Genomic DNA, 12,278 nt, shown 5'->3' with positions numbered 1-12,278 from the left:
CCCTTATTCGCCGAGGCGGATCATGCCCGCCGCGACCGTCTGGTGCGTGACTTCATCGATCAGGATGAAGGCGCCGGTGGCGCGGATGTCGCTGTAGGCGTCGGCCGCCAGCGGCTGCTGCACGGTCAGGCCGACGCGCGCGATATCGTTCAGCTTCAGGCCTTCGGCTGCGTGGCGTTGCTGCGTGTTGATGTCCAGCAGCGACTCGATGCCGGTGATCTTGGCCGAGGTCTGCTTGGTGCCGTGCTTGATCCAGTATTTTCGGCGCTGGTCCAGCGGCTCGTCGGACATCCAGCACACATCGGCCTTCAGCGTTTTCAGCAGGGTGGCCGGCTGTGCCGCGCCGGCCAGCAGGTCGCCGCGCGAGATGTCGAGGTATTCGTTCAGCAGCAGCGTGATCGATTGACCGACCACCGCCGATTGATGCGAGCCTTCCAGTGTCAGGATGTCCTTGACGGTAGCGGTCTGGCCGGACGGCTGCACCACCAACTGGTCGCCGACGCTGACCTTGCCGGCCTCGATGCGGCCCATGTAGCCGCGGAAGTCATTGGCTTCGTGGCCGTTGTGACGCGCCACCAGCTGCACCGGGAAGCGGAACGGCGCGTCGTGCGATTCGTCGTACACCGACAGCGATTCCAGCAGCTCGATCAGGGTCGGGCCTTCGTACCACGCCAGCTTGTCGCTCTTGTCGACCACGTTGTCGCCGCTCAGCGCCGACAGCGGGATCGGCGTGATGTCCTTCAGGCCCAGCGTCGCGGCGAACTCGCGGTAAGCCTTGACGATGCGGTCGTAGATCGCCTGGTCGTAGTTCACCAGGTCCATCTTGTTGACCGCGACCACCACGTGCTCGATCTGCAGCAGGTGGGCGATGGTCGAGTGGCGCTTGGTCTGGATCAGCAGGTCGACGCCGCCGTCCTCGTGCAGCTTCACTTTCGAGACGTCGATCAGGATGATGACCGCGTCGGCGGTCGAGGCGCCGGTGACCATGTTGCGGGTGTATTGCTCATGGCCCGGCGTATCGGCGATGATGAACTTGCGTTTCGGCGTGGCGAAGTAGCGGTAGGCCACGTCGATGGTGATTCCTTGTTCGCGTTCCGCTTCCAGGCCGTCGGTCAGCAGCGACAGGTCGACGCTGTCGCCGACGGTGCGCTTGTGCTTGGAGCGCGACATGGCCTCCAGCTGGTCGGCGAAGATGCCTTTGCTGTCGAACAGCAGGCGGCCGATCAGCGTGGACTTGCCGTCGTCGACGGAGCCGGCGGTGATGAAGCGCAGCAGGCCGCGTTCGGTCAGTTGTTGATTCAGAGGTGCGTTCATCAGAAGTATCCTGCTTTTTTACGTTTTTCCATCGATGCTTCGGACGTCTGGTCGTCGGTCCGGGTGGCGCCGCGTTCGGTGATTTGCGTGATCGCGGTTTCGGCGATGATCTGCTCGACCGTCGCCGCGTCCGAGGACACGGGGCAGGTGCAGGAGATGTCGCCGACGGTGCGGAAACGCACCACTTGCGTTTCGACGGTCTCGCCTTCGCGCGCCGGCGTCAGGTCGGTCAGCGGCACCAGCAGGCCGTTGCGCGGAATGACCTGGCGTTCGTGCGCGAAGTAGATCGGCGGCAGTTCCAGTTTTTCGCGGGCGATGTACTGCCACACATCCAGCTCGGTCCAGTTCGAGATCGGGAACACGCGCATGTTCTCGCCCGGGTGGACGCGGGTGTTATACAAGTCCCACAGTTCCGGGCGCTGCGACTTCGGATCCCATTGGCCGAACTCGTCGCGGAAGGAAAAGATGCGCTCCTTGGCGCGGGCCTTCTCTTCATCGCGGCGCGCGCCGCCGATGCAGGCGTCGAAGCCGTGTTCGGCGATGGTTTCCAGCAGCGTCACCGCCTGCGCGGCGTTGCGTGAATCGGTCTGCGGGTTACGCAGGCGCACCGTGCCTTTCTTGATCGAGTCCTCGACCGAGCCGACGATCAGGCGTTCGCCCAGTTCGGCCACGCGCTTGTCGCGGAAGGTGATCACTTCCGCGAAATTGTGGCCGGTATCGACGTGCACCAGCGGGAACGGGAATTTGCCGGGGCGGAAAGCCTTCTCCGCGAGGCGCAGCAGCACCACCGAGTCCTTACCGCCCGAGAAGAGCAGCGCGGGATTGCTGCATTCGGCCGCGACTTCGCGCAGGATGTGGATCGCTTCCGATTCCAGCGCATCCAGGTGGCGCGCGTTCAGGTACACGTTGTTTTCAACTAAAGCGTTCATGGGACTATGCCTATTCTTGTTGTGGCGCTTATGCGGCCACGGATTTAATGCGTATCAGTTTGCCGTCGACCATGTGCAGGCCGCACTCCTTCGAGTCCGGATCCTCCCACCACCAGCGGCCGGCGCGGACATCCTCGCCCGGCTGGATCGCGCGGGTGCACGGTTCGCAGCCGATCGACGGATAACCCTGATCGTGCAGCGCGTTGTACGGCACGTCGTGCTCGCGGATGTAGTTCCACACATCCTCCTCCGACCAGTCGGCCAGCGGATTAAACTTGGTCATCAGGTGCGCAGGATCGTCTTCCTCGACCATCAGCGATGTGCGCGTCGCCGACTGCGCGCGGCGCTGGCCGGTGACCCAGGACTTGTTGCCGGCCAGGGCGCGGCCCAGCGGCTCGACCTTGCGGATGCGGCAGCATTCCTTGCGCATCTCAATGCTGTCGTAGAAGGCGTTCAAGCCGTTCTGCGACACGTAGGCGTCGACCGCTTCCGGCTGCGGCTTGTACAGCGCGATGTCGTAGCCGTAGCGTTCCTTGACCTTGTCCACCATCGCCAGCGTTTCCTTGTGCAGGCGGCCGGTCTCCAAAGAGAAGATGCCGATGCCCAGCCCGGATTTCAAGATCAAATCGGTCAGCACCATGTCTTCCGCCGCCAGGCTGGAGGCGAAGACGGCCGGTCCATGTTCGCTGGCGATGCGGGCCAGCGTGGCGCTGGTGTCCGCAATCAGCTTGCTCAGGTCACTCATTGCAGCTCCAATCAAATACCGGCGCCGTCGTTGCTGTCGCCCACGCCCACATTGCGGGTGTGACGGCGGAACAGCGGCACCTTCTGGTCCACCGACGCCTGGTAGGTCTCCGAGAAGTCGGACAGGCTTTTCAGCGCGTCGTGCACATTGCGGTCGGCGCGCACGGCGTAGGCGTTGAAGCCGACGCGGCGCATCGAGAACAGCTGGTCGCGCAGCACGTCGCCGATGGCGCGCAGCTCGCCGGTCCAGCCCATGCGGACGCGGACGTTGTAGGCGATCGAGTAGCCACGGCCGTCGGTGAATTTCGGGAAATCGATGGCGATCACCGGGAACTGGTCGAGCAGGCCTTTCAGCACGTCCGGGCTTTCGTCCGGCGCGATCCAGACGCCGATCTCGCCGGCGTCGGTGCGCGCGGCCAGCAGCTCGCGCTGCACCAGCCAGAGGCTCAGCGGCACGATGAATTTGCCCGCCGGGACGGCGACCGTGGCCGGGTCGTGCGGTGGCGCGCCTTCGACCGGCTCGGCCAGGCGCAGCACCTGCCAGTCGTCTTCGACCACTTCATGGCCCTTGATAATCAGGTTTTTCACGGCGTCAGACATATTCATCCTCTCCAACCAGGCGACCACCTTTTTCGGTGATCGGCGTGGCGTACACAAATTCCTTGAACGGCGCGACGCCCAGTCGCTGCGCACAGGCGGCGAAGGATTCGTCTTCAAAACGCTCGCGCACATAGACCTGCAGCAGGCGGCCGATCACTTCCGGCATTTGCAGCGCGGAGAACGATGGTCCGATGATCTTGCCGATGGCGGAGTGATTGCCTTGCGAGCCGCCGATCGACACCTGATACCATTCGCTGCCGTCCTTGTCGACGCCCAGCACGCCGATGCTGCCGACGTGGTGGTGACCGCAGGCGTTGATGCAGCCGGAGATATTCAGTTCGATCTCGCCGATGTCGTGCTGGTAGTCGATGTCGTCGAAGCGCTCGGCGATGGCGGCGGCGATCGGCAGCGACTTGGCGTTGGCCAGCGAGCAGAAGTCGCCGCCCGGGCAGCAGATCATGTCGGTCAGCAGGCCGATGTTCGGGGTCGCCAGGCCGTGCGCCTTGGCTTCCTGCCACAGCGCGAACAACCGCGACTGCTCGACGTCGGCCAGCACGATGTTCTGCTCGTGCGTGACGCGCAGTTCGCCGAAGCTGTAGCGGTCGGCCAGGTCGGCCATGAAGTCCATCTGCTCGGCGGTGGCGTCGCCCGGCGGCACGCCGGTCTTTTTCAGCGACAGCACCACGGCGGCGTAGCCGGGACGCTTGTGCGGCTTGATGTTGCGGTTGACCCAGTTGGCGAAGGCCTTGTTGTCAGCTTGCGCGGCGACCACGTCGCTGTCGTCGAGCTGTTTATACGCCGGCGGCTGGAAGTAGTCGATCACGCGCTGCATCTCTTCGGTGGTCAGCGTTTCCGGGCCGTCCTTCAGGTCGACCCACTCGGCTTCGACCTGGCGCGTGAATTCCTCGACGCCGATGGCCTTCAGCAGGATCTTGATGCGGGCCTTGTACTTGTTGTCACGACGGCCGTGGGTGTTATACACGCGCATCACGGCTTCGGTGTAGGTCAGCAGGTGCTGCCACGGCAGGAAGTCGCGGATCACGCTGCCGAGGATCGGGGTGCGGCCCATGCCGCCGCCGGCCATGAACTTGAAGCCGATCTCGCCGGCGTCGTTGCGCACCACGGTCAGGCCGATGTCGTGCACGGCGATCGCGGCGCGGTCTTCGACGGCGCCGTTGATGGCGACCTTGAACTTGCGCGGCAGGGCGATGAATTCAGGGTGGAAGGTCGACCACTGGCGCAGCACCTCGGCGTAAGGACGCGGATCGATGATCTCGTCGGCGGCCACGCCGGCATACGGATCGGAGGTGGTGTTGCGGATGCAGTTGCCGGAGGTCTGGATGGCGTGCATCTCCACCGAGGCCAGCTCGGTCAGGATGTCCGGCGTCTGTTCCAGCTCGACCCAGTTGAACTGGATGTTCTGGCGGGTGGTGAAGTGGCCGTAGCCGCGGTCGTACTTGCGGGCGATGTGGGCGAACATGCGCATTTGTTTCGATGCCAGCAGGCCGTAAGGCACGGCGATGCGCAGCATGTAGGCGTGGCGCTGCATGTACAGGCCGTTTTGCAGGCGCAGCGGAACGAATTCGGCTTCCGTCAGCTCATCGGCGAGCCGGCGCCGTACCTGGTCGCGGTACTGGGCGATGCGCTCGCGCACGATGAGATGGTCGTATTGGTCGTATTGATACATGTATATTCTTCCTGGATAGTCGCTTAATCCCCAAACTGGCGCTAATAGTAATAAACTTCGTCTTTATTCCATACGACTTAGTCTTTATTTGCTTATATAAGGATTGGGCATAAGCATGGACGCTAAAAATTTTAAGATGGGCCAAGACCTGCAATGAACCTTCATCAACTGCGCTTTGTGCGCGAAGCGGTACGACAAAATTACAATTTGACCGACGCCGCCAAGGCGCTATTTACCTCGCAACCGGGCGTGTCCAAGGCGATCATCGAGCTGGAGGAGGAGTTGGGCGTCGACATCTTCACCCGGCACGGCAAGCGTATCCGCGGCCTGACCGAGCCGGGGCGGCTGGTGCTGGAGTCGGTGGAGCTTATTATGCAGGAAATCGACAGCCTGAAACGCATCGGTAAGGAATATGCGGCCCAGGATAGTGGCAGTTTCACCATCGCCACCACGCACACGCAGGCGCGCTACACGCTGCCGAAGGTGGTGCAGGCTTTCATGCTGAAATTCCCCAAGGTGCGCTTGTCTTTATTGCAAGGCAATCCGCAGCAGATCGCCGAGATGGTGCAGCGCGACCAGGCCGACCTGGCCATCGCCACCGAATCGATCGCCGGCGTGACTGGATTGATAACCTTGCCGTGTTATCAATGGGAGCACGTGGTGGTGGTCGCGCCCGACCATCCGTTGCTGAAATCCAAGCAGGTAACGCTGGAAGAAATTGCCGCTTTCCCGATCATCACGTACGATGGCGCCTTTGCCGGCCGCAGCAAGATCGACCACGCTTTTTCGCTGCGCGGCCTGAAGCTGGACGTGCTGCTGGAGGCGATCGACGCCGACGTGATCAAGACTTATGTCGAGTTGGGCATGGGGATTGGTATCATAGCGGGCATGGCCTTCGACGCCGAGCGCGACAAGAACCTGCGCGCCATCTCCGTGGGACACCTGTTCGGCATGAATGTGTCGCGGGTGGCGGTGAAGCAGGGCGCTTACCTGCGCAGCTATATCTACACCTTTATTGAACTGCTGGCCCCGACGCTCAACCGCAAGTTGATCGAACAAGCCATGAGCGGTGAAAAAGAGCATTACGAACTATAAGACGAGAAAGCACTACCATGATTACCAACCAGTTGACCCAATTTTACGCCGTCAACGCGGATAACTATGACCAGGTTTACGCGCAGGAAGAGCGCTTCGATGACCTGGACGACCTGCAGGAAATGGTCGCCGAGCTGTTCCAGGGCCACAAGGTGCTGGAGCTGGCTTGCGGCACCGCCTATTGGACCGACCTGATCGCCGAAGTGGCGGAATCGGTGCACGCCACCGACATCGTGCCGGAAATGATCGCGCTGGCGGAGACCCGTGGCCTGGACGAGGACGTCGTCACCTTCGGCGTGATGGATGCCTTCAACCTGCCGGACGGCCTGGAAGGCCAGTACACTGCCGTGTTCGCCGCCGGCCTGTGGTCGCACGTCAAGCGCGAAGACCAGGAAAAATACCTGAAGACGCTGCGCGCCAAACTGGGCAAGGACGTGCTGCTGGTGTTGCTGGACGAAACTTATGTCGATGGCAACAGCATGGTGTTCGCCCGCACCGATCTGGAAGGCAACACCTTCCAGATCCTGACCGCCGACGACGGCCAGCGCTACGAGATCATGAAGAACTACCTGACCGACAGCACGCTGCGCAAGCGCTTCTCGACGTCGACGCGGCAGATCCGGGTCGAGCGGCTGGAGTACTATTACTTGCTCAGCTGCAAATTGAAGTAATCCTTCCCCAAAGCCGCGTCCTGCGGCTTTTTTCTTCTCTTGATGTTGATTTGCAACAGTTGGCCGTTGTCATATTGTTGAAGTAATTGATAGGCATGATCTCGCCCGTAGATTCATTACATGCAAGTCTTTCTTTCAACCTCAAGTAGAGAATATCAAGTGAAAAAACTTACTCTGGTAGCAATGATCATCGGCGGCTTCGCTGCCCAAGCCCAAGCACAATCGAACGTCACCATCTACGGCCTGGTCGACGTCGGCGTTGTGAGCGAGCGCGGCGGTGCGGTCGGCACCGTGACCAAAGTCACCAGCGGCGTGGGCAGCCAGTCGCGTCTGGGTTTCCGCGGCAACGAGGACCTGGGCAACGGCCTGGCCGCCATCTTCCAACTGGAAACCGGCTTCAAGGCCGATGACGGCGCGCTGGACACCGCCGGCAGCATCTTCAACCGCCAGGCATTCGTCGGCCTGAAGTCGAAAGACGCCGGCACCCTGACCCTGGGTCGCCAGTACACCATGCTGTACAACGCCATGAGCCAGGTCGCCGACCCGTTCGGCGCCGGTTACGCAGGCAGCATCAAGAATCTGTTCCCGGCCGCCGGCGCGAACACCCGCACCAGCAACGCCGTCGTCTACGCCACCCCGGTCATGTCGGGCTTCAGCGCCGAAGCGCTGTACTCGCTGGGCGAGCAAGGCGGCAGCAACACCGCCGGCCGCCAGTTCGGTTTCGGCCTGAACTTCTCGCAGGACGCGCTGAACGCCCGTCTGGTCTACAACAACCGCAACAACGACACCGCCGCCACCACGATTCCGGTCGCGCCTGCCGTCAGCCGCGACACCGGCCGCAACACCCTGTTCGCCGCCAACTACGATTTCAAAGTGGTCAAGGCCTTCTTCGCTTACGGCGCGGACAAAGGTGTGAACAGCGCCGCTCTGCCATCGGCCAACGCCTTCGGCTACACCGTCGCGCCTAAGCCTAGCCTGGACAGCAACGACCTGCTGGTCGGCGCGCAGATCCCGGTTGGTTCGGGCATCATCATGGCGTCGTACATCCGCAAGGACGACAAGACCGTCAACAACCAGGACGCCGATCAGTGGGCGCTGGGCTACTCGCACTTGCTGTCGAAGCGTACCAACCTGTACGTGGCTTACGCCAAGATCAAGAACAAGAACGGCGCCGGCTACACCGTTGGTAACAACAACGAAGTCGGTAGCGGCGACAAGGCGTTCAACGCCGGTATCCGTCACTCGTTCTAACTTGCTGGGTCAGGCGCTGTCCTGAGACGGCAGCGGCAGGCGGATCACGATCCGCGTGCCGCCGTCGTTGACGATGGCGATATCGCCATGCAGCGCCCAGACGCGTTCACGCATCCCGATCAGGCCGAAGGACGAGGCTTTGTCCATGTCCTGCTCGGCGATGCCGTGGCCGTCGTCGTGGATCGTAATCTGCAGTAGCGAATCCGAACGGTATAGCGACAAGGTGACCTTGCTCGCTTCGGCGTGGCGGGTGATGTTGGTCAGCGCTTCCTGCGCAATGCGGAAGATGGCCGTGCTGTAGGCGTCATCAAGTATCAAATCCTCTTCATTCGCCTCCAGCGTGCAGTCAATGCCGTGGCGGGCGACGAATTCCTGGCGCAGGCTTTCCAGCGCAAAATACAATCCCCCTTCATCCAGCGCGGCCGGGCGCAGATTGCTGGCGATGCGGCGCAGCGAGGTGATGGCCGACATCAGCAATTCGTCCATGCCGGCCTGTAGCTTGCGCGCTCCCTCGTCGTTGCCGGGTTGTTGTTGCAGCAGCGCCAGATCGACGCGCAAGGTGGCCAGCAGTTGGCCGAGGTCGTCGTGCAGCTCGCGCGCGATGTGCTTGCGCTCCTCCTCGCGGATGGTTTGCAGCGCCGCCGACAGCTCGCGCAGCTGCGAATACGATTGCTCCAGCTGTTCCTGTACCTGCTTGCGCTCGGTGATGTCGCGCAGGATGACGGTGAAGATCTGCCGGCCGTTCTCGGCCAGGGAAGAGATCGAGCCTTCGAGCGGGAAGTGCTGGCCGCTGGCTTTCAGCCCGGTGACGGCGTAGTCGGTGGCGCGGCGCCCCTTCATGCTGAGGCGGATGCCGGTGGCGCCGAAGTAATGCACGGTGGCGGCATCGAGCGTCTGACGCTGGTCGCGCGGCAGGAAGCGTTGCAGCGGCGCGCCTTCCATCGCCTGCACCGTGGTGGCGAACATCGCCGCCGCCGACGGGTTGGCTTGCAGGATGTGCTGGTTGGCGTCGGTGGAGATGATGGCGTCGCTGGCGTGCTGGATGATGCCGCGGCTGCGCTTGTTGGCGGCCGCCACATTGGCGCCGTGCCAGCCCATGCGCCAGGACAGGCGGCTGGTCGCGGCAAGCGCGGCGGTCAGGAGTAAGAACGATCCGGTGCGTGACATGCGTGCCTCCCTGCGGCTGCAGACCGCGTGGAGTCACACTAAGGCAAGCGCGGAGGCCGAGGATTGATGTGTCGCAGCTTACATCTGCTTGAACAGGTGCAGGAAGCTGCGGCTCACTTCCAGCTTGTCCGATTTACCCTTGATCATGACCAGGTGGCGGCCACGGATGTCGCGCGTCACGCCTTCGATGGCGTTGACGTTGACCAGCGTGGCGCGGTGGATCTGCCAGAACAGCGCGGGATCGAGCTCTTCGGCCAGGTCGCGGACCGGCTTGCGGATCAGCGCTTCGTAGCGCTCGGTCTGCACGCAGGTGTATTTTTCGTCCGAGCGGAAGAACAGAATCTCTTCCACCGGAATCATGCGCAGGTCCTGGCCGATGCTGGCCTGGATCCATTGCAAATAGGCCGGCTTGGGCGCGGTGATCTTCTCCGCCAGCTGCGACAGCATCGCCGTCACGCTGGCGTTGACATCGGCCGCCGGCTTGCTGAGCCGGGTCTTGAGGCGGTCGACGGTGATCTGCAGGCGCTCCTGCTCGGGCGGTTTCAACACGTAATCGACGGCGCCGCGCTCGAAGGCCTCGACCGCGTAGGCGTCGTAGGCGGTGACGAACACGATGTGGCTCTTGTTGCCGATCACGCTGGCCGCTTCCATGCCGGTCTTGCCCGGCATGCGGATGTCGAGGAAGGTGAAGTCGGGCTTGAGCTGGTCGACCAGTTCGATCGCCTCATCACCGTTCTTGGCCTCGCCAATGATCTCCAGCTCGGGCCAGACCTGGCCCAGGCGCATGCGCAATTGGTCGCGCATCAAACGTTCGTCGTCGGCAATAATCGCTGTAGGCATCGTATGGGTGTGTGAAGTGTTAATTATTCAATCAATTATTCAACGAATCGGCGTAATAATCAATCGTTGTTATTTGGATAGCTGGTAAGGCACTTCGATGGTGGCGATCACGCCGCTTGGAACGTTGGCGGCGATCAGCAACTGGCCCTGGTCGCCGTGCAGCAATTTCAGGCGCTCGCGGATGGTCATCAGGCCCAGGCCGGTGCCGTCGCTCGGCACGGCGCCGAAGCCCAGGCCGGTGTCGCTGACGATCACGCGCAGCTTGTTGTGGGCCACGTCGGCGCGCACTTTCAGCGTGCCGCCCTCGGGCTTGGCTTCGAGGCCATGCTTGATCGCGTTTTCCACCATCGATTGCAGCATCATCGGCGGGAAGGCGGCGGTGCGCAGACCGTCGGGGATGTCGAAGTCGACTATCAGGCGTTCCTCCATGCGCATCTTCAGCAGGTTCAGGTAGGCCACCACCATGTCGGCCTCGCGGCCCAGGTTGGTGATCAGCGCGTTGTCGCGCATCTGCGGCAGCACCGCGCGCAGGTATTTGATCAGGCTGCGCTGCATGGCCGAGGCGCGCGGCGGGTCGGTTTCGATCAGATGCTCGACCGAGGCCAGGGTATTGAACAGGAAGTGCGGCTCGACCTGGGCCTGCATCATTTGCATCTTCGCCTCGCTGAGCTGGCGCTGCATGGATTCGCGTTCGGCGGCGGCGTTGGCGGTCAGGGTCTCGGCTTCAGCGCGTTTCTTGCCGCCCATCAGCGCCTTGGTGCCGAACAGGGCCAGCACCAGCAGCGTGATGAAGCTCTTGAACCAGGTGGAGGCCTGGCCGTGGTAGCGGGCCACTTTCTGTTCGGCGGCGCTGTCGACCGCTTCTTCGATCGCATTGGACAGCTCCTCGCCGATCTGCGGTGGCAGGTCGATGTGGACTTCTTCGCCTGGCAAGGTCGGCAGGGCGGGGATGGACGCGGCTTTATCGCTTTTGCTTGGCGCGGACGGCGCCGCAGGTGCTTCGGGCGCTTCCGGCGTCGCAGGGGCTGCCGGTGCCTCTGCCGGCGCGACCGGCGTTTCGTCGCCGCTCGGTTCGGTCTTGTTGCGGATCTTGCCGCGCGGGTTGAAGTGGATGCCGCTATCGTCGATCAGGATATTGGTGTCGCCGCTCTTGCGTTTCGGGCCGTGCGACACTTCCTCCTCGACCGGACTGGACGAAAACAACTCGTCCTGCAGGATGGAGCCGGCGATCAGCATCAAAACCGCGAACACCAGGAACTTCCACCAGGACAGTTGAGTGACCCAGGTGGCGGTCGCATCAAATCCCCGGTGCAGCGAGCTGACCACGGTCTTCAGGGTGTCTTGCGTTTTAGGCGTAGGAAACATGTAAGGCTTTCACTCTTGAATGCGGAGCAGTGTAACGAATTTTTTGATGATGCAACTGTAACGATCGCCCGATATATATGCCATCGCCGTGCGACAGTCTGCAAGAAACGGGGAATGGACCGCGCAGAACAGGGAACGGGAAAATAGCCCTTGCCAGCTCCGGGAGCCTTTGCTATAGTTCGCCCCCTCGCAGAACAGCACATCGTGATGAGAGAAAAAGAAGAGCTTGACGAGATGTACGAAACGCCTCATAATCTTGCCTCTTCGCTGAAGAACAAAACGCTTCTTCAGCTTGCAACACCAAATTGAGTTCTTTAAAAATTAACAGTCGATAAGTGTGGACGTTTGATGTGAGTGCACGCGGAGCTAGTCTCCGTGATACTTAAAATATCAAATGTTCACAAGAAGTAATGAAATAGGCGCTTCGCAAGAAGTGGCCTGTCAGTATTTTGAGTGAGTGACCCGTCAGCAATGACGGTGCTACGAAAGTAGCAAATAAACAGAGATTAAACTGAAGAGTTTGATCCTGGCTCAGATTGAACGCTGGCGGCATGCCTTACACATGCAAGTCGAACGGCAGCGCGGGGCAACCTGGCGGCGAGTGGCGAACGGGTG

At 61.8% G+C, this 12,278-nt stretch carries 11 protein-coding genes and 1 rRNA gene; 4 read left to right on the top strand and 8 right to left on the bottom strand.

Annotated features, from left to right (window positions below; all coding sequences use genetic code 11):
* Positions 1-3 precede the first annotated feature (3 nt).
* From GW587_RS27445 to GW587_RS27425, 5 genes are read right to left on the bottom strand one after another with little or no spacing between them, the layout of a single operon-like run.
* The gene (locus GW587_RS27445) at positions 4-1,314 is read right to left on the bottom strand and encodes a sulfate adenylyltransferase subunit 1 (protein ID WP_166108090.1); all 1,311 of its coding nucleotides are present in this window, start codon (positions 1,312-1,314) and stop codon (positions 4-6) included.
* Positions 1,314-2,243 carry a sulfate adenylyltransferase subunit CysD gene (gene cysD / locus GW587_RS27440; protein WP_166108089.1) on the bottom strand — a complete coding sequence of 310 codons (930 nt, stop codon included), beginning with the start codon at positions 2,241-2,243 and terminating at the stop codon, positions 1,314-1,316. The genes GW587_RS27445 and cysD overlap by 1 nt, the downstream gene beginning before the upstream one ends.
* Before the next feature lie 28 nt (positions 2,244-2,271).
* On the bottom strand, positions 2,272-2,988 hold the full coding sequence (locus tag GW587_RS27435) for a phosphoadenylyl-sulfate reductase (RefSeq protein ID WP_166108088.1): 717 nt from the start codon (positions 2,986-2,988) through the stop codon (positions 2,272-2,274).
* Positions 2,989-2,999: 11 nt separating this feature from the next.
* On the bottom strand, positions 3,000-3,587 hold the full coding sequence (locus GW587_RS27430) for a DUF934 domain-containing protein (protein WP_166108087.1): 588 nt from the start codon (positions 3,585-3,587) through the stop codon (positions 3,000-3,002).
* The gene (locus GW587_RS27425) at positions 3,580-5,274 is read right to left on the bottom strand and encodes a nitrite/sulfite reductase (protein WP_166108086.1); all 1,695 of its coding nucleotides are present in this window, start codon (positions 5,272-5,274) and stop codon (positions 3,580-3,582) included. Before GW587_RS27425 ends, GW587_RS27430 begins: the two co-directional genes overlap by 8 nt.
* Positions 5,275-5,427: 153 nt before the next feature.
* Here GW587_RS27425 and GW587_RS27420 point away from each other — a divergent pair, with 153 nt between their 5' ends.
* From GW587_RS27420 to GW587_RS27410, 3 genes are all read left to right on the top strand, one after another.
* Positions 5,428-6,369, top strand: coding sequence for a CysB family HTH-type transcriptional regulator (locus tag GW587_RS27420; RefSeq protein ID WP_166108085.1), 942 nt, complete (start codon positions 5,428-5,430; stop codon positions 6,367-6,369).
* A gap of 17 nt (positions 6,370-6,386) precedes the next feature.
* Positions 6,387-7,040 (top strand): class I SAM-dependent methyltransferase, encoded by a 654-nt coding sequence (locus GW587_RS27415; protein ID WP_166108084.1) that lies wholly within the window; start codon positions 6,387-6,389, stop codon positions 7,038-7,040.
* A 159-nt stretch (positions 7,041-7,199) separates the two neighbouring features.
* Complete coding sequence (locus GW587_RS27410) at positions 7,200-8,291, top strand: porin (RefSeq protein ID WP_503826765.1); 1,092 nt, start codon at positions 7,200-7,202, stop codon at positions 8,289-8,291.
* Between the two features lie 9 nt (positions 8,292-8,300).
* On the opposite strand, the gene GW587_RS27405 is transcribed toward GW587_RS27410, so the two are convergent.
* The 3 genes from GW587_RS27405 to GW587_RS27395 all read right to left on the bottom strand — a co-directional run bounded on the left by GW587_RS27405 (position 8,301) and on the right by GW587_RS27395 (position 11,663).
* Positions 8,301-9,458, bottom strand: a complete 1,158-nt coding sequence (locus tag GW587_RS27405; RefSeq protein ID WP_166108083.1) for a PAS domain-containing sensor histidine kinase — start codon at positions 9,456-9,458, stop codon at positions 8,301-8,303.
* A gap of 78 nt (positions 9,459-9,536) precedes the next feature.
* Entirely contained in the window at positions 9,537-10,298 is a 762-nt protein-coding gene (locus tag GW587_RS27400; RefSeq protein ID WP_166108082.1) for a LytR/AlgR family response regulator transcription factor, read from the bottom strand.
* A gap of 69 nt (positions 10,299-10,367) precedes the next feature.
* Positions 10,368-11,663: a sensor histidine kinase gene (locus GW587_RS27395; protein WP_166108081.1), complete on the bottom strand. Its 1,296-nt coding sequence runs from the start codon at positions 11,661-11,663 to the stop codon at positions 10,368-10,370.
* A 508-nt stretch (positions 11,664-12,171) separates the two neighbouring features.
* Here GW587_RS27395 and GW587_RS27390 point away from each other — a divergent pair.
* Positions 12,172-12,278: ribosomal RNA gene (locus GW587_RS27390) — 16S ribosomal RNA — on the top strand; the annotation flags it as partial.

The organism is Duganella aceris, assembly GCF_011090165.1.
GTDB classification, from domain to species: domain Bacteria; phylum Pseudomonadota; class Gammaproteobacteria; order Burkholderiales; family Burkholderiaceae_D; genus Rugamonas; species Rugamonas aceris.
Note: the sequence above shows the minus strand (reverse complement) of the source record. Positions and strands in the feature narration are given on the sequence as shown.

Bases quoted from the DNA above. Each gene is read 5' to 3' on its own strand.
- GW587_RS27445 (WP_166108090.1), bottom strand. From the start codon at position 1,314: ATGAACGCACCTCTGAATCAACAACTGACCGAACGCGGCCTGCTGCGC.
- cysD (WP_166108089.1), bottom strand. From the start codon at position 2,243: ATGAACGCTTTAGTTGAAAACAACGTGTACCTGAACGCGCGCCACCTG.
- GW587_RS27435 (WP_166108088.1), bottom strand. From the start codon at position 2,988: ATGAGTGACCTGAGCAAGCTGATTGCGGACACCAGCGCCACGCTGGCC.
- GW587_RS27430 (WP_166108087.1), bottom strand. From the start codon at position 3,587: ATGTCTGACGCCGTGAAAAACCTGATTATCAAGGGCCATGAAGTGGTC.
- GW587_RS27425 (WP_166108086.1), bottom strand. From the start codon at position 5,274: ATGTATCAATACGACCAATACGACCATCTCATCGTGCGCGAGCGCATC.
- GW587_RS27420 (WP_166108085.1), top strand. From the start codon at position 5,428: ATGAACCTTCATCAACTGCGCTTTGTGCGCGAAGCGGTACGACAAAAT.
- GW587_RS27415 (WP_166108084.1), top strand. From the start codon at position 6,387: ATGATTACCAACCAGTTGACCCAATTTTACGCCGTCAACGCGGATAAC.
- GW587_RS27405 (WP_166108083.1), bottom strand. From the start codon at position 9,458: ATGTCACGCACCGGATCGTTCTTACTCCTGACCGCCGCGCTTGCCGCG.
- GW587_RS27400 (WP_166108082.1), bottom strand. From the start codon at position 10,298: ATGCCTACAGCGATTATTGCCGACGACGAACGTTTGATGCGCGACCAA.
- GW587_RS27395 (WP_166108081.1), bottom strand. From the start codon at position 11,663: ATGTTTCCTACGCCTAAAACGCAAGACACCCTGAAGACCGTGGTCAGC.